The following is a 15049-nucleotide window of genomic DNA, read 5'->3' as shown; positions in this document are numbered from 1 at the left end:
GCGTGAAACGCTGCGTCGCAGAGCCGGGACCCAGCTCTTTGTCAGGCACCCTGGGCCCCGGCTCAGCAGCGCATCACTGACGTGCTGCGCTGCGTCCGGGGCACGGGACCGACCTAACCCAGCACCGTCTTGCCGTTCTTGATCACGGTGACGCCGCGCGACTTCACCTTGGCTTCGAACGAGATCGTGTTGCCGTCCTTCCAGAGGTCCATGGTCACGGTCTCGCCGGGATAGACCGGGGAGGAGAACCGCGCGACGTGCTGGCGGAAGGCGTTCGCGTCGTAGTCTGCATAGGTCTGGAGCACGCCGCGGCAGGTGATGCCATAGGTGCACATGCCGTGCAGGATCGGGCGCGGGAAGCCGGCCTTCTTCGCAAACTCCGGATCGGAGTGCAGCGGGTTGCGATCGCCGCAGAGGCGATAGACCAGCGCCTGATCGAGGCGCGTGGTGATGTCGATGGTCTTGTCGGGGCTGCGCGACGGGATCTTGTGCGGATCGGGCTGGGTCAGGTTCGGCCCGCCGAAACCGCCGTCACCGCGGGCAAAGCGCGAGGCGACCAGCGTCGCCAGCTTCTCGCCCTTCTCGTTCTTCAGCACGGTCTGGTGCACGATGACGACGCCCTTGTCCTTGCCCTTGTCATAGACCTCGACGACCGAGGAGTCGGCGGTGATGTTCGCGGCCACCGGCAGCGGTTGGTGAAAGGTGATGTCGCGCTCGCCGTCGACCACCATCACTCGGTTGAGGTTCATCTCGCCCGGCCCCGAGCCCCAGGCCGCGACGGAGGCGAAGGTCGGCACCACCTTCAGCGGCCGCGGCGTCAGCGTGCCCTCGTTGACGAAGGCGAGCTCCTTCTCGTCCAGAGGATCGGCGCCGAGCCCGATGCCGTAGGCGTAGAGCATCACCTCGCGATCGGTGTAGGAATATTTCTGGCCGAGGTTTTTGAGGGCTTTGAGCTCTTCGTATCTGGCGGACATTTTTCTGGTTTCCCCTGGTTCTCATCCTCATGGTGAGGAGGCGCTCTTGCGCCGTCTCGAACCATGAGGATGCCCGAAACGCTTCTTCGTTGTGGCCATCCTTCGAGACGCTCGCTTGGAGCACCTCAGGATGAGGACCGTCCTACGCGGGGAAGGACGGAGAATTCGTAGGATGGGTAGAGCGCAGCGAAACCCATCATCGCCTGTGTCGGTGGGTTTCGCTGCGCTCTACCCACCCTACGCAGCTTCGTCTCAGGCCGGCGTGAAGAACGGCAGCGGCGCGCCATCCGTGGGCTTGAACACCACCTTCACCTTCTGGCCGATCTTCAGTTTCTCGAGATCGCAATCGACGAAGTTGGTCTGCACCGACGGCCCCTCCTTCAGCGTGACGTAGCCGATCGCATAAGGCCCGGTCGGCGATTTCCGCATCAGGCTCCAGGTGTAGATCGTGCCCTCGCCCGACGCCTCCTCCCAGACCGTCTTGTCGGAGTAGCAGAACGGGCAGATCGAGCGCGGGAAGTAATGCGCTTCGCCGCACGCCGTGCAGCGCTTGATCATGAACTTGCCCTCCTTCGCCGCATCCCAGAAGGCAGCGGTCTCGGGGTTCGTCACCGGGGCCGGATATTTTTTTGCATCTACCATCACACGCGCTCCAGAATGGCCGTCGAGGCGGCGTGGCGGACACCCAGAAGGCCGCCGGTGCCGTGGGCAATGGCGAGATCGCAATTCCTGACCTGCACCTTCGGATGCGCCTCGCCGCGCAGCTGGCGTACAGCCTCGATGATCTTGGTCATGCCGCCGCGGTTGACCGGATGGTTGCTGCAGAGGCCGCCGCCGTCGGTGTTGAACGGCAGCTTGCCGACGCCCGAGATCAGATTGCCGTCGGCGACGAACTTGCCGCCCTCGCCCTTCTTGCAGAAGCCGAGGTCTTCGAGCTGCATCAGCACGGTGATGGTGAAGCTGTCATAGATCGAGGCGTACTTGATGTCCTTCGGCGTGATGCCCGCTTCCTCGAACGCTCGCGGGCCGGACCAGACGCCGGCGGAATAAGTGAGGTCGAGATCCTTGCCGCCGCGCGGTCCCTTCATGGCTTCGCCATGGCCGATCAGGCGCACGAGCGGCTTCTTCAGGCTTTTCGCAATCTCCGGCGTCGTCACGATCAGCGCGCCGCCACCGTCGGAGACGACGCAGCAATCCATGCGGTGCAAGGGATCGGAGATCATCGGCGAGTTCAAGACGTCCTCGACGGTGACGACGTCCTTGAGCATCGCATGCGGATTGTACTGCGCGTGGTGCGACGCCGCGACCTTGATCCAGGCGAGCTGCTCGCTCGTGGTGCCATAGTCGTGCATATGGCGCATGGCACACATGCCATAGGCATTGTGCGTGGTCGCGCCGTAAGCGGACTCGAAATCCACCTCCGCGCCGGCCGCCCGCGGCGGCATCGCCCCGGTGCGCGGCTTGCCGGCGAGCGTCACAAGCGCGATCGAGCACTTGCCCGCCGCGATCGCCTCGGCCGCGTGGCCGAGATGGATGATGTAGGAACAGCCGCCGGTCTCGGTGGAATCGACGTGACGAAGCTTCCTGGTGTTCAGGCCGAGATAATCCACCATCGGCCAGGCGCCGCCGGGGGCATCGCCCGCGCAGAAATAGCCGTCGACATCGTCCTTGCTGATCCCGGCATCCTCGATCGCGCCCTTGGCGACCTCGGCGTGGAGCTGGGCGGTGGATTTGTCCGGCGCATGCCGGGTCGGGTGTTCGTAGATCCCGGCAATGTAGGCCTTGCCCTTGATGGTCAAACTTCAGGTCTCCGCTTGCGCTTCTTCTGGCTGGGTTTTTCTGAACCGCGATGGCCTGATTGGCAAGCGCGGAAATATTCCGCCCCGCGAGAGGGCGGCGGGTGGCGCAAGTGGAGCTACGCTCTCGTGTCCCGGACGCGCTGCAACGCTTCAGCGTGCTGCGCAGAGCCGGGACCCATGCGGCCGCGTTCTCGGTGCGAGATGGGCCCCGACTCTGCAGCGCACCGCGAAGGGCGCTGCGCTGCGTCCGGGGCACGAGACCTATCGTGCAGACGCACCCCCGCATCCTCGCGGCGCATCTCGCCCGAGTTTTGCTCCTGTCTTGCCTCCCTCCGGAAACAGAGGGCGCAGGGAAGACCGGGTGCCGGCTGGGCACCCACGGTCCGCTGTGCGCGAATTGCGCGAAGAACAGATGCACAGCGGCATACAGGTGAAGCCAAACATCCGGCCTTCCCTGCGCAGTGGCTTTACGGCTTATGTCGCGCTCTCCCCGGGGAGCGATGCACTATTGCCCCCGTCGCCTTGCGAGCGATCGCAAGTCTTGACGCACAGACCCCGGGCGTCAGGACCACACGATTTTGCCGTACGCGAGACCGCGCCCGTCGTGCACGAGACAATCGCTCGCGCGACGCAGCCCGCGTCCACCGCCACTCACCCCGCGTTTCGTGACGATCGCGATACGCCCCTCTGAGAGGGATGAGGTGGCGGATGGATACGACAATCCCGAATTTCGGTAAAGCGGAATGTTTTTGCGTCGGGATATTGACCCATGGGATGGGTGTTTTGCCCGGCGGGGAACGCAAGTGATGGTGTCCAAGTTGCCGTAGGTAGGCAAAGCGAAGCGTGCCCACGTAATCGATGGCAAGTGGTGGGCACGGCGCAACTGCGCCTTTGCCCACGCTGCGAGACGCCCCTACTCCGCCGCGATCTGACGTGGCGCAGGCGGCGGGTTGGCGAGGTCCGCGGCGAGCTGGGCGTAGCGCACCTTGGCGTCCGCCACCGCCTTCTCCTTCACCGGACCGTAGCCGCGGATGCGGTCGGGCAGTGACAGCAATTCCACCGCGGTGTCGATCGTGACGGGCGACAACAGACCGAGCACGGTGGCGACGTCCTTCTCGTAGCCGGCGATCAGGTCGCGTTCGAGCTTGCGGTCGGCGCTGCGGCCGAAGATGTCGAACGGCGTGCCGCGCAGGAATTTGAACTTTGCCAGCACCCGGAAGACGTTCAGCATCCACGGGCCGAAGGCCCGCTTCTTCGGACGTCCCAGCGCATCGACACCACTGCTGAGGATCGGCGGGGCAAGATTGAAATTGAACTTGAAGTCGCCCTCGAACTGGTCGCGCAGCTGCTGCTCGAAGGCGCCGTCGCTGAAGAGGCGGGCGACTTCGTATTCGTCCTTGTAGGCCAGCAGCTTGGCGTAGTTCACCGCGACTGCGCGCGGCAGCGCATCGCCATAGCCGCCCTTTACCGCGGCATCGCGGACCTGGTCGACCAGCTTGCGATAGCGCCTGGCGAGACGGCCGTTCTGGTAGGCGGTCAGATGCTTGGCGCGGTGCTCGATGACTTCGTCGAGCGTCATGGCATCCAGCGTCTTCGGCGCGATCACCTCGTCCGTCCCCTTCAGCATATCGGCGAGACGCTGGGGATCGGCGACCGCGAGCCGCCCGAGGCGGAACGCTTCCTTGTTCATCTTGATCGAGACGCCGTTGACCTCGATCGCCTGCTCGATGGACTCCGCCGACAGCGGGAACAGCCCCTTCTGATAGGCGTAGCCCATCATCATCATGTTGGTGGCGATGGCATCGCCAAGCAGCTGTTCGGCCGGCTTTGTGAAGTCGAAGAACACCGAGTCCTTGTGCAAAGCCGTCTCAAGCACCGCATTGAGCTTGCGGGTCTGGAAGTTGAAATCGCGGTTGAGCACGAAATCGGCGGTCGGGATGACGTGGCTGTTGATGATGCCGCGGGTACGGCCGGAGTCGCAGAGCGAGATCGTGTCCTTGGCGACGGCGACCACTTCATCTGCCGCCAGCACGAGATCGGCCGTGCCGGTGACGATGCGCGAACAGGTCACCTCGGCCGGATGATCCGACAGGCGCACATGGCTGAGCACCGCCCCGCCCTTCTGCGCGAGGCCCGACATGTCCAGGATCATCGAAGCCTTGCCCTCGATATGAGCCGCCATGCCGAGCAGCGCGCCGATGGTCAGCACGCCGGTGCCACCGACGCCGCCGACAGCAATGTTATAGGGCTTGTCGAGCGTCGGGCGCGATGCCGGCTCCGGCAGCTCGCCGATATCAGCAAGCTCCGCCGGCGCGCGGTGGCGCGGCGCGCCGCCATCGATGGTGACGAAGGACGGGCAGAAGCCCTTCAGGCAGGAATAGTCCTTGTTGCAGGAGGATTGGTTGATGGCGCGCTTGCGGCCGAACTCGGTCTCCAGCGGCTCGACCGAGATGCAGTTCGACTGAACCGAGCAGTCGCCGCAGCCTTCGCAGACGGCCGGGTTGATCATGACGCGGCGTGCCGGATCCTCCATCAGGCCGCGCTTGCGGCGGCGGCGCTTCTCGGCGGCACAGGTCTGCACGAAGACGATCGCCGAGGTGCCCTTGTACTCGCGGCACATCTTCATGACGCTGTCGAGCTCGTCGCGGTGATATTTCTTCACGCCCGGCGCGATGGTGTCGGCCGGATAGGAGTCGGGGTTTTCCGAGACGAGGTAGATCTCGCTGATGCCTTCGGCGTGAAGCTGCGCCATGATTTTCTGCGGCGAGAGATCACCGTCATGGCGCTGGCCGCCGGTCATGGCGACGGCGTCGTTGTAGAGGATCTTGTAGGTGATGTTGGCCTTGGAGGCGACCGCTTGGCGGATCGCCAGAATACCGGAGTGGAAATAAGTGCCATCGCCGAGATTGGCGAAGATGTGGTTCTCGTTGGTGAAGGGTGCGATGCCGACCCATGGCACGCCCTCGCCGCCCATATGTGTAAACGTCTCGGTCGAACGGTCCATCCACAGCGCCATGAAGTGGCAGCCGATGCCGGCGAGCGCGCGACTCCCCTCAGGGACCTTGGTCGAGGTGTTGTGGGGACAACCGGAGCAGAAATAAGGAGTGCGGGAAACAGGCGCGACAGCCTGCATCTGGGTTGCCTGACGGCCGTTGAACCAGTCGGCCTTGACGCGGAGCATCTCCGCGATCTCAGGGTTGAGATTAAGTCGAAGCAGGCGCTCGGTGAGCGAAGTCGCAAGCGAGGCGACGCTGAGCTCGGCCGCGAAGGTCAGGAAGCGCTTGTCGTGCTCGTCCATCTTGCCGACGATGCGCGGGCGGACGTCGTCGCGCCAGTTGAACAACACCTGCTTGACCTGGTTCTCGACGATCTCGCGGCGCTCCTCGACGATGAAGATCTCTTCGAGACCGACAGCGAATTGATGCACGCCTTCCGGCTCAAGCGGCCACGGCATGCCGATCTTGTAAAGGCGCAGGCCGATCTTGGCGGCGACGTCCTCGGTGATCCCGAGCTCGCGCAGCGCCTGGCGGACGTCCTCGTAGCTCTTGCCCGAGGCCATGATGCCGAACCGCGCGTTCGGCGAATCCATGGTGATGCGGTTGACCTTATTGGCGCGCGCGAAGGCGATCGCGGCGAAGCCCTTGTAGTCCTGTAGGCGCCGGTCCTGCTCAAAGCGGTCGTCGGGCCAGCGCAGATTGAGGCCGCCCGGCGGCAGCTCGAAATCGGTCGGGATAATGAAGGGCTTCATCTCGTCGGTGAGGTCGATCTCGGCGGTGGTCTCCACCGTCTCGGTGATCACCTTCATGCCGACCCAGCAGCCCGAATAGCGCGACATCGCGATGCCGAGCAGGCCCATCTCGATCATCTCGTGGATGCTGGAGGGGTAGAGATAGGGCATCAGCGCAGAGATGAAGGCGTGGTCGGACTGATGCGGGACGGTCGAGGACTTTGCGCCGTGGTCGTCGCCGGCAAGGCACAGCACGCCGCCGTTCTTGGCCGAGCCTGCGGCATTGCCGTGGCGGAACACGTCGCCGCAGCGGTCGACGCCGGGGCCCTTGCCGTACCAGATGCCGACCACGCCGTCGTATTTGGCACCGGGCGAGAGATTGAGCTGCTGCGAGCCCCAGACGGCGGTGGCGGCGAGGTCCTCGTTCACGCCGGGCTGGAACTTGATGTTGTACTGTTCGAGGTGCTTGCGGGCGGCGAAGAGCTGCTGGTCGTAGCCGCCGAGCGGCGAGCCGCGATAGCCGGAGATGAAGCCGGCGGTGTTGAGGCCGCTGGCGCGGTCGCGCCGGATCTGGGCCATGGGCAGACGGACCAGAGCCTGGATGCCCGTGGTAAAGACGTGTCCGGTCTGCTGGGTGTATTTTTGATCGAGACTGATCGGACCCTGGTTGATGCCCATGCTGTCCTCGTTTCGCCCTGCTGAGGCCTTTGTTACTTAAGGTCGCTTAAGCCGTTGCCTTCCCGTTGTTTTTAGCTAGGGCGCGCCGACCACCACCGCCACTCTATGTCGGATATTTCATGATCCGCACCACAAATCTGGACCAAAGGGCGCGCCGGGTAAAAATCGCAATTTCGTGGCCTGAAACACGCTGGGCATTTTCAATTTGTGTCACCATACCCCCGCCGTCGCGAAATGAATCGACGCCCCCTCGTACGGGATGCGGGCGTTTGGTCGCAGGAGTGGCTTCGATGCGGACGATTCTGACCGGCTTGGCCGTTGCAGGCTTGGCGTTGTGCAGTGCAGTTGCCGGCGCGGCCCTTGGCGCCGAGCCGTCGCTGGAGCTGATCGCCTACGGCAAGGCGCTGGTCGAGGCCGGCGACTGCGCGGGCTGCCACACCGCCGATCCGGCCAGGCCGTTCGCGGGTGGAAAGCGCATCGACACGCCGTTCGGCGCGATCTATGCGCCGAACCTGACGCCCGACCGCGACACCGGGATCGGCGCCTGGGCGGACACCGATTTCACCCGCGCCCTGCGCTATGGCATCGCGCCCGATGGCTCGAACTATTACCCGGCGTTTCCCTATCCCTACTTCACGAGGATGACGAAGGACGACACGCTGGCGATCCGCGCCTATCTCGGCACGCTCGCACCCGTCACCAGCCGCAACAAGCCGCCGGAGCTGCGCTGGCCGTTCGGCTACCGCGGCCTGATGCGGCTCTGGAACGCCGTGTATTTCAAGCCCGGCCTGTTCGAACCGGACCAGAGCAAGAGCGCGGCCTGGAACAGAGGCGGCTATCTCGTCACCGGGCTCGGCCATTGCGGCGCCTGCCACACGCCGAAAAACTATTTCGGCGCCGACAAGGACGCGCAGGCGCTATCCGGCAACGAGGTCGGCGGCTGGTTCGCCCCCCGCCTCGATGGCGCCGCCCGCACCGGGCTGAAATCGTGGAGCGAGGGGGACATCACGGAGTATCTGCAGAGCGGGCGCAACGCCAGGAGCCATGCCGGCGGGCCAATGGCGGAGGTCGTCGTCAAGTCGACCGCGAAAATGAGCGATGCGGACGTGCGTGCCATCGCGCTGTATCTGAAGAGCCTGCCGCCGGCACGGCGCGAGACGATCGTGACGCCGCCCAACGATGCCGAGATGAAGGCTGGTCAAAAGGTCTACGCAAAACTCTGCATCGCCTGCCATGAAGCCGACGGCTCCGGCGCCCCGCGCATCTATCCGCCGCTGCCGGGCAATGCGCTGCTGCAATCGATCAATCCATCCTCCACCTTGCGTATCATCCTCGACGGCGCCCACACCGTGACCACCCCGCGCGCGCCCAACACCGGCGAGATGCCGGGTTATGCCAAGCAACTGTCCGACGACGAGATCGCCGCGGTGACGAATTACATCCGCAATTCCTGGGGCAATGCAGGCCCGCTGGTGACGCCGAGCCAGGTGGCGAAGGCGAGGAAGCGAGGCGCGAATGGCGAGTAGTGAGTGGCGAATGGCCACATCTATTCGCTATTCGCCATTCGCGCGCGCAGCGTTCACCGCTCGTCGTCCCCCGTGAACACAAACTTTGGCATCTCCCATCTGTAGCGCACCGCGAGCAGGCGGAAGCTGAGGCCGAGCACGAAGGTCAGAATCGTCCAGAGCTCGGCATTGAGATTGAGGCCGAACGCCGTGGCATAGAACAACCCTGTCACGACCGAGACGCTGGCATAGAGCTCGGACCGGAACAGCAGCGGTATGTCGTTGCAGAGCACATCGCGCAACACGCCGCCGGCGCAGCCCGTCACCATGCCCGAGACGATCACGATCGGCAGCGAAGCGTCCACCTGCCAGGCGACGTTGCAGCCGATCATGGTGAAGACCACGAGGCCGATGGCATCGAGCACGATGAAGGCGAGGTGCAGCCGATGCACGAGGCGCGCGATCAGGATGGTCAGCAGCGCCGCCCCGCCCGGCAGTGCGAGGTAGATCGGGTGGGCCACCCACACCAGCGGATAGTGACCGAGAAACAGATCGCGCAGCGTCCCGCCGCCAAGCGCGGTGATGCAGGCGAGAAGACAAACGCCGACATAATCCATGTTGCGCCGCCCCGCGGCCAGTGCCGCCGTCATGCCCTCCGCCGTGAGGGCGACGAACGCCAGAAAGTGCAGCACGCTATCGGTCGGCGGCAGGCTCCACATCGGCTTCGTCCCTCGTCGTGGTCATGGAACTCGCATCCAGTTCCCGCATGAGCAGGTTCCCGATTCCCGCCGCGGGGGCAACATGCGACGAAAGCATTAGGTGGCACGGAACGGAAGCTCGCGCCTGTGGGTTGTCCCGACGTCATAACCCGAGGAGACCCAATCGATGGCTGACGACCGTTTTCCCAACGATCCGTACCGCCCGAACCTCGCCGATGATGAGTATTCTCGCGCGGCGCGTCGGGACGCCGACCTTCAGGCCGATCCCGAGCTCGGGGAAGGCCCTGCCTCCAGCGGCAAGATCGCGCTGTTTGCGGTAGCGGTCGCCCTGGTGCTGGGCGCGGTGTTCTACGGCTTGAACAATACCACCTCGACCAACCAGGCCAGCAAAACGCCGGCCTCGCAGACCGCGCAGACGCAGCCGACCAATCCGGCGGCGCCTCCCGGCATGCGCGACGTGACGCCGCGCAACAACGCCGAGCCGGGCGTAACCACGGGTGCGGCGCCGAGCAGACCTGCTGCCCCGGCTCCCGATACGCCTGCTGCAAAGCCGGCGCCGGATTCGCAGACGCCGTCTAACGGCGCGAAGTAACGGTTCGCAATGACACGAGAGAGCGGCGGGACACGACATCCCGCCGCTGTTCGTTTAGCTGAACATCTTGTTGAGCTCGCCGCCGGAATAGCCGCTGCCAAGCTCGGTAAATGTGCCCTGCTCCGCCATCTCCTTTGCCGCGCGCATGAAGCCGCCCCAGGCGGCGCGGGCGAGCGAGCCGCCCACACTGATCCGGCGCACGCCGAGATCCTGGGCTTCCTGCAGCGACAGGCCGGACGCGCCGATCAGAAGATTGAAAGGCTTCGGGTGCACCGCCTTCACCACCGCGGCGATGTCCTCGCGGCTCTTCAGGCCGGGCGCGTAGAGGCAGTCGGCGCCGGCATCGGCATAGGCGGTCAGCCGATCGATGACGAGCTTGAGGTCGGTGACGCCCCACAAATACGCCTCGCAACGGCCGACCAGCAGCGTGCCACTGTCGCCGATCGCCTTGCGCGAGGCCGTGATGCGCTCGACCGCCAGCGCGCGGTCGTAGAGCGGGTTATCCTTGTCGCCGGTGGAATCCTCGATCGAAAGGCCCGCGACGCCGGTGCGCACACCGCGCTCGACATTGTCGGCGACCCTGTCCGGCTCGACCGCAAACCCGCCCTCGAAATCCGCATTCACGGGAATGTCGACGGCCGAGCTCAATGCTGCCAGATGCTGACAGACGTCCTCGATGCTGACGTGATTGTCGGCCTTGCCGATGGTCCAGGCAAAGCCCGCGCTCGATGACGCAATCGCCTTGAAGCCGAGATGCTGCAACGCTTTCGCACTGCCGACATCGACCGGATTGGGCAGGATGAAGCAGCCGCTCTCGTGCATCTTCCTGAACGTCGCGCGCTTGTCCGCGGTCGTCACATGCATGTTTCTCTCCCTTATTGGTCGCGCAGACATAGGCACGCGTCATCGCGCGCGCTAGTGCGCGTCGTGCACCGCGCGGCTGTCCTTCGGCGCCTGCTCGCGGTCGGTCATGCCGTAGTCGCGGATCACACTGGCGATGCGCAAATGATAGTCCGCGAAGATTTGCGCGCGGCCTTTCGCCTGCGTGCGGCGATGCTCCATCGTGTTGCGCCAGGCCTGCACGGCCGCCTCGTCCCGCCAGAACGACACCGACAGGATCTTGCCCTTCTCGGTCAGGCTCTCGAAGCGCTCGACCGAGATGAAGCCGTCGATGGTCTGCAGGATCGGCTTCAGATCGGCCGCAAGGTCGAAATAGTCCTGGCGGTGTTCCGGCTTGGGCCAGACCTCGAAGATCACGGCGATCATGGGCATCTCCTTGCCTTGATGCCCTATAATATCACCTTGCGCAGGAAAGTGCGCTCCTCGGCGAGGATGAATTTCTCCGCCTCCGCAAAGTTGAAATTTGCGGTGCCGTCGAGATCGGCGCGCAGCCGCTTGCGATAGGACTCGTACGCCGCCAGGCTCTCGAACGAGATCAGGGCGAACGCGATGTTGTTGGTGCCCTCATGCGGCATGAAATAGCCGATCAGGTCGCCGCCACATCTCGGGATGATGGTGAGCCAGCGCTTCGAATATTCCTCGAACTGCGGGCGCTTGAAGGGGTCGAGCTGATAGCGGATGAAGACGGTGACGGACATGACGGGTTCCTGTGCTTGAAGCAGCACGCTACGCCCTTGCCCGGCCACAATGCTTCGGCTACCATCGAAGCATGAAATCAGGTCCCGACATCGCCATGGTCGCCTCGCTGGTCGGCGACCCCGCCCGCGCCAACATGCTCACGGCGCTGATGAACGGCCGCGCGCTCACTGCGAGCGAGCTGGCGCAGGAGGCCGGCATCACGCCGCAAACCGCGAGCTCGCATCTTTCGAAGCTCGAGGCCGGCGGCCTGATCGAGCCGGAGAAGCAGGGCCGCCACCGCTATTACCGCCTCACCGACGACGACGTCGCGGGCGTGCTCGAGGGGCTCGCGGGCCTTGCCGCGCGGACAGGCCACATGCGCGTACGCACCGGACCGAAGGACCCTGCGCTGCGGCGCGCGCGGATCTGCTACGACCATCTCGCCGGCGATCTCGGCGTGCAGATGCTCGACTCCTTGCGCGAGCGGCATCTGGTGAAGCAGAAGAAACAGGAGATCGAGCTGACCGCCGAAGGCGAGCGCTTCCTCGCCAGACATCTGCAGATCTCGCCCGAGATGCTGGCCCATCCGCGCCGCCCGGTGTGCAAAGCCTGCCTCGACTGGAGCGAGCGGCGGCATCATCTCGCCGGCACGCTGGGTGCGGCCATGATGCAGCGCTTTGCCGAGCTGAAATGGGCCTCGCGCGATGCCGCGCCCGGCAGCCGAGTCGTGAATTTCACCCGCACCGGCGAGAAGCAATTCGCCGCGCTGTTCGGGAATGGGCAGGACTGATCACGCGGGGCGCGTGGGTTCGCACGTTTGCGTGTGAATGCGAGGTCTCGTCGTGGCCGGGCTTGACCCGGCCATTCACGCGTTTATGGCCACGTCATTCCGGGGCGGCTCGTAGAGCCGAACCCGGAATCTCGAGGTTCCGGGTTCGATGCTTCGCATCGCCCCGGAACGACATGGCCAACCACGAGACTCCCATGATCCGCCTCCTCTCCGCCGCACTCGCCGCCGCTCTCCTCGCGTTCCCGTTCACCTTCGCCAACGCCGCCGACACCGCGCCGCGCGAGCCCTATGGCATCGCGCTCGAAGGCTTTGCCTATCCCTACCCCGTGCACCTCCTGCCGATCGTCAATGACGGCGAGCAGCTCAGCATGGCCTACATGGATGTCGCCGCGGCGCAGCCGAACGGCCGCACCGTGGTGCTGCTGCACGGGCGCAATTTTCCGTCGAGCTATTGGGCACCCGTCATCAAGATGCTGAGCGAGGCAGGCTTTCGCGTCGTGGTGCCGGACCAGATCGGCTTCGGCAAATCCTCCAAGCCGCAGGGCGAACTGCACTTCGACAATCTGGCGCGCAACACCATTGCGCTGCTCGATCATCTCAAGATCGACAAGGCCGAGATCGTCGCGCATTCGCTCGGCGGCATGCTGGGCGTGCGCATCGCCCGCGCCTATCCGGACCGCGTCGCCCATCTGGTGCTGACCGCGCCGATCGGGCTCGAAGATTACCGCCTCTACGTGCCGCCGACTCCGACCGGGAAGATGATCGAGACCGAGGACAAGCTCACCGCCGAGGGCTATCGCAAGCAGCTCCAGACCAACTACGCGATCAAGCTGCCGGCCGAGGCGATCACACCGTTCATCGATGCCCGCTTCAACATCAAGGGAAGCCCGGACTATCCGCGCTGGCTGCGCGCCTTCGTCAGCTCCGGCCAGATGATCTACCGGGAGCCGGTGGCGCACGAAATCCCGCTCATCACGCTGCCGACGCTGTTCGTCATGGGCGCCGACGATCACAATGCGCCGGGCCGGCCGCTCGCGCCGGAGGCGCTGCGGGCCAAGATGGGGCAGAACGCCGAACTGGCGAAGGCGCTCGCGGCGAAGATGCCGAATGCGCGGGCCGAAGTGATCCCGGACACCGGCCATCTCGTCTTCCTGGAGGCGCCCGAGAAATACAGGGAGCTGGTGCTGGGCTTTCTCGGCCGCTAAAGCACGATGCGATTCGGATGAATCGTCATCGCGCTCTAGCCTATTGTTTGGGCATGATCTCCGCGCAAACGCGTTCCGCGTTTGTCGCGAAGGAAAACCGCTGCGCACTTTTCCGGATCATGCTTTGGCGACACTTGCGTGTCGTCTGAGGCAGGATGCGGGGAACGTTCATGCCGCATTCAGGTCATGATTGGCAGGTTTGGATCGCGACGTGTCGGCACGCTTCGGATTTAACGTGTCGAATCGTGTCTCTTGATTCATTGTGCGCCAAAAGCGCCATTCCCCTAGCCTGCCCCAGAGGACGAGAAGGAATATCAAATGAAATACCTGTTTGCCGCCGTCATGCTCGCCAGCGCGGTCGTCGGTTTCAGTGAGGCAGCCAGCGCCGCCGGCGGTTGCGGCCCGGGCTGGTATCGCGGCCCCTATGGCGGCTGCCGTCCGATGCGCGGCCCGGTCGTGGTTCGCCGCGCTCCGGTGGTGGTCGCCCCGGCACCGGTCGTCGTTGTGCCCCGCGCGCGCGTGTGCCCCTACGGCTTCCGCTGGTACGCCGGCCGCTGCCGCCCGTTCTGATCTCGTCTATCCGCATTGCGGAGTGGCCGCGCGGCGGAAGCCTGCGCGGCCATTTTTTTGCTGCGACAATTCGTCCGCCGTGGAACCGGAGTGCTTCCAGAATCGAAACGGGGACCGCCAGCGTCGATCCCCGTCCAATCCGCGAACTTCGCGAGCTCACCAGTAGTGACGGCGGTGCCAGCGCCGCCGATGCCGGCGCCAATGACGGTGGCGCCAGCCCCAGTGGCGGTGATGGCCATAGTGAACCTGCTCGGGCGTCAGCTTGGCGGCTTCCTCGCTGGTGGTGACGGCGGGATGAGCGTCGGGACTGCCTTGCGGCATGCGGGCGGAATCACCGACCGGCTGCGGTGACAGCGGCGCGGCCCGGGCGGTCGCGGCGAAGGCGGCGGCGCCCGCCGTCACACCCAATGCAAGTTTCAAAAAGTTCCGACGCTCCATGACATGTCCTCTAGGCTATCGAGCAAGTGATGCAGAGGAAGTGTCGCGGTCATGACATGAACCGAGGCTGAATCGCGCATTCAGATTCATGGCGCGGCGGACAATGTCTCCCGCCTATTCCGCAAACTCCTGCGCCAGCACCAGCGTTTCGCGCGCGCGCTTCACGTCGGGCCAGTCGCGGTTGAAGTCGGCGACGAGCTTCTGCAGCGCGTCACCTTTCAGCATCGCATTCAGCTTTGCCTCGTCATCGAACTGATACATCGCCTGATGCAGCCTAGGATCATCCAGGCTCCAGAACCGCCAGGCTTTGCTGACGCCAAACGCCTTCACTGCGTCGGGCAGATGTTCCGTCTCGTACCATCTGTCGAAAGCGGCGCGCTTGCTGGCGTCGGTGACGGTGGCGCGGACGACGAAGAAGGCTGCTGGCATCAGGTTTCCTCCCATTGTTTGGCGCGAGACTAGCCGCTTCAGTCG

The 15049-nt window shown here is 64.7% G+C and carries 15 protein-coding genes; 5 read left to right on the top strand and 10 right to left on the bottom strand.

Annotated features, from left to right (window positions below; translation table 11 throughout):
• Positions 1-113: 113 nt before the first annotated feature.
• The 4 genes from XH87_RS33545 to XH87_RS33530 all read right to left on the bottom strand — a co-directional run bounded on the left by XH87_RS33545 (position 114) and on the right by XH87_RS33530 (position 7178).
• Positions 114-974, bottom strand: coding sequence for a MaoC family dehydratase (locus XH87_RS33545; RefSeq protein ID WP_271590508.1), 861 nt, complete (start codon positions 972-974; stop codon positions 114-116).
• A 252-nt stretch (positions 975-1226) separates the two neighbouring features.
• A complete protein-coding gene (locus XH87_RS33540; protein ID WP_212345850.1) occupies positions 1227-1616 on the bottom strand; it encodes a Zn-ribbon domain-containing OB-fold protein in 390 nt (129 codons plus the stop codon).
• A complete protein-coding gene (locus tag XH87_RS33535) occupies positions 1616-2773 on the bottom strand; it encodes a thiolase domain-containing protein (protein ID WP_271590507.1) in 1158 nt (385 codons plus the stop codon). The genes XH87_RS33540 and XH87_RS33535 overlap by 1 nt, the downstream gene beginning before the upstream one ends.
• Positions 2774-3686: 913 nt before the next feature.
• The gene (locus tag XH87_RS33530) at positions 3687-7178 is read right to left on the bottom strand and encodes an indolepyruvate ferredoxin oxidoreductase family protein (protein WP_271590506.1); all 3492 of its coding nucleotides are present in this window, start codon (positions 7176-7178) and stop codon (positions 3687-3689) included.
• A gap of 290 nt (positions 7179-7468) precedes the next feature.
• Between XH87_RS33530 and XH87_RS33525 the strand changes: the two genes are divergently transcribed.
• On the top strand, positions 7469-8704 hold the full coding sequence (locus XH87_RS33525) for a c-type cytochrome (protein WP_271590505.1): 1236 nt from the start codon (positions 7469-7471) through the stop codon (positions 8702-8704).
• Between the two features lie 53 nt (positions 8705-8757).
• Here XH87_RS33525 and XH87_RS33520 read toward each other — a convergent pair whose 3' ends face one another.
• Positions 8758-9402, bottom strand: a complete 645-nt coding sequence (locus XH87_RS33520; RefSeq protein WP_271590504.1) for a trimeric intracellular cation channel family protein — start codon at positions 9400-9402, stop codon at positions 8758-8760.
• 166 nt (positions 9403-9568) lie between these two features.
• On the opposite strand from XH87_RS33520, the gene XH87_RS33515 reads away from it, so the two are divergent.
• Positions 9569-9994: a hypothetical protein gene (locus XH87_RS33515; RefSeq protein WP_271590503.1), complete on the top strand. Its 426-nt coding sequence runs from the start codon at positions 9569-9571 to the stop codon at positions 9992-9994.
• A 54-nt stretch (positions 9995-10048) separates the two neighbouring features.
• Here the strand turns inward: XH87_RS33515 and XH87_RS33510 are convergent, their stop codons facing one another.
• From XH87_RS33510 to XH87_RS33500, 3 genes are read right to left on the bottom strand one after another with little or no spacing between them, the layout of a single operon-like run.
• The gene (locus XH87_RS33510; RefSeq protein ID WP_271590502.1) at positions 10049-10858 is read right to left on the bottom strand and encodes an isocitrate lyase/PEP mutase family protein; all 810 of its coding nucleotides are present in this window, start codon (positions 10856-10858) and stop codon (positions 10049-10051) included.
• Between the two features lie 51 nt (positions 10859-10909).
• Positions 10910-11260, bottom strand: a complete 351-nt coding sequence (locus XH87_RS33505) for an antibiotic biosynthesis monooxygenase family protein (RefSeq protein ID WP_035709642.1) — start codon at positions 11258-11260, stop codon at positions 10910-10912.
• A 23-nt stretch (positions 11261-11283) separates the two neighbouring features.
• Positions 11284-11592 carry an NIPSNAP family protein gene (locus XH87_RS33500; RefSeq protein WP_158667728.1) on the bottom strand — a complete coding sequence of 103 codons (309 nt, stop codon included), beginning with the start codon at positions 11590-11592 and terminating at the stop codon, positions 11284-11286.
• A 71-nt stretch (positions 11593-11663) separates the two neighbouring features.
• Here XH87_RS33500 and XH87_RS33495 point away from each other — a divergent pair, with 71 nt between their 5' ends.
• The 3 genes from XH87_RS33495 to XH87_RS33485 all read left to right on the top strand — a co-directional run bounded on the left by XH87_RS33495 (position 11664) and on the right by XH87_RS33485 (position 14137).
• Positions 11664-12362 (top strand): metalloregulator ArsR/SmtB family transcription factor, encoded by a 699-nt coding sequence (locus XH87_RS33495; protein ID WP_271590501.1) that lies wholly within the window; start codon positions 11664-11666, stop codon positions 12360-12362.
• Positions 12363-12556: 194 nt separating this feature from the next.
• Entirely contained in the window at positions 12557-13567 is a 1011-nt protein-coding gene (locus XH87_RS33490; protein WP_271590500.1) for an alpha/beta fold hydrolase, read from the top strand.
• Positions 13568-13885: 318 nt separating this feature from the next.
• Entirely contained in the window at positions 13886-14137 is a 252-nt protein-coding gene (locus tag XH87_RS33485) for a GCG_CRPN prefix-to-repeats domain-containing protein (RefSeq protein WP_271532354.1), read from the top strand.
• A 156-nt stretch (positions 14138-14293) separates the two neighbouring features.
• Here XH87_RS33485 and XH87_RS33480 read toward each other — a convergent pair whose 3' ends face one another.
• Together XH87_RS33480 and XH87_RS33475 are read right to left on the bottom strand one after the other, a co-directional pair.
• Positions 14294-14575 (bottom strand): twin-arginine translocation signal domain-containing protein, encoded by a 282-nt coding sequence (locus XH87_RS33480; protein WP_271590499.1) that lies wholly within the window; start codon positions 14573-14575, stop codon positions 14294-14296.
• Positions 14576-14689: 114 nt separating this feature from the next.
• Positions 14690-15004: a hypothetical protein gene (locus XH87_RS33475; RefSeq protein WP_271590498.1), complete on the bottom strand. Its 315-nt coding sequence runs from the start codon at positions 15002-15004 to the stop codon at positions 14690-14692.
• Positions 15005-15049: the final 45 nt, after the last annotated feature.

Source organism: Bradyrhizobium sp. CCBAU 53415, from assembly GCF_028128735.1.
Taxonomy (GTDB): domain Bacteria; phylum Pseudomonadota; class Alphaproteobacteria; order Rhizobiales; family Xanthobacteraceae; genus Bradyrhizobium.
Note: the sequence above shows the minus strand (reverse complement) of the source record. Positions and strands in the feature narration are given on the sequence as shown.

Coding starts and splice junctions, on each gene's coding strand:
- XH87_RS33500 (WP_158667728.1), bottom strand. CDS start 11,592: ATGTCCGTCACCGTCTTCATCCGCTATCAGCTCGACCCCTTCAAGCGC.
- XH87_RS33490 (WP_271590500.1), top strand. CDS start 12,557: ATGATCCGCCTCCTCTCCGCCGCACTCGCCGCCGCTCTCCTCGCGTTC.
- XH87_RS33540 (WP_212345850.1), bottom strand. CDS start 1,616: ATGGTAGATGCAAAAAAATATCCGGCCCCGGTGACGAACCCCGAGACC.
- XH87_RS33530 (WP_271590506.1), bottom strand. CDS start 7,178: ATGGGCATCAACCAGGGTCCGATCAGTCTCGATCAAAAATACACCCAG.
- XH87_RS33545 (WP_271590508.1), bottom strand. CDS start 974: ATGTCCGCCAGATACGAAGAGCTCAAAGCCCTCAAAAACCTCGGCCAG.
- XH87_RS33510 (WP_271590502.1), bottom strand. CDS start 10,858: ATGCATGTGACGACCGCGGACAAGCGCGCGACGTTCAGGAAGATGCAC.
- XH87_RS33495 (WP_271590501.1), top strand. CDS start 11,664: ATGAAATCAGGTCCCGACATCGCCATGGTCGCCTCGCTGGTCGGCGAC.
- XH87_RS33520 (WP_271590504.1), bottom strand. CDS start 9,402: ATGTGGAGCCTGCCGCCGACCGATAGCGTGCTGCACTTTCTGGCGTTC.
- XH87_RS33475 (WP_271590498.1), bottom strand. CDS start 15,004: ATGCCAGCAGCCTTCTTCGTCGTCCGCGCCACCGTCACCGACGCCAGC.
- XH87_RS33480 (WP_271590499.1), bottom strand. CDS start 14,575: ATGGAGCGTCGGAACTTTTTGAAACTTGCATTGGGTGTGACGGCGGGC.
- XH87_RS33525 (WP_271590505.1), top strand. CDS start 7,469: ATGCGGACGATTCTGACCGGCTTGGCCGTTGCAGGCTTGGCGTTGTGC.
- XH87_RS33485 (WP_271532354.1), top strand. CDS start 13,886: ATGAAATACCTGTTTGCCGCCGTCATGCTCGCCAGCGCGGTCGTCGGT.
- XH87_RS33515 (WP_271590503.1), top strand. CDS start 9,569: ATGGCTGACGACCGTTTTCCCAACGATCCGTACCGCCCGAACCTCGCC.
- XH87_RS33505 (WP_035709642.1), bottom strand. CDS start 11,260: ATGATCGCCGTGATCTTCGAGGTCTGGCCCAAGCCGGAACACCGCCAG.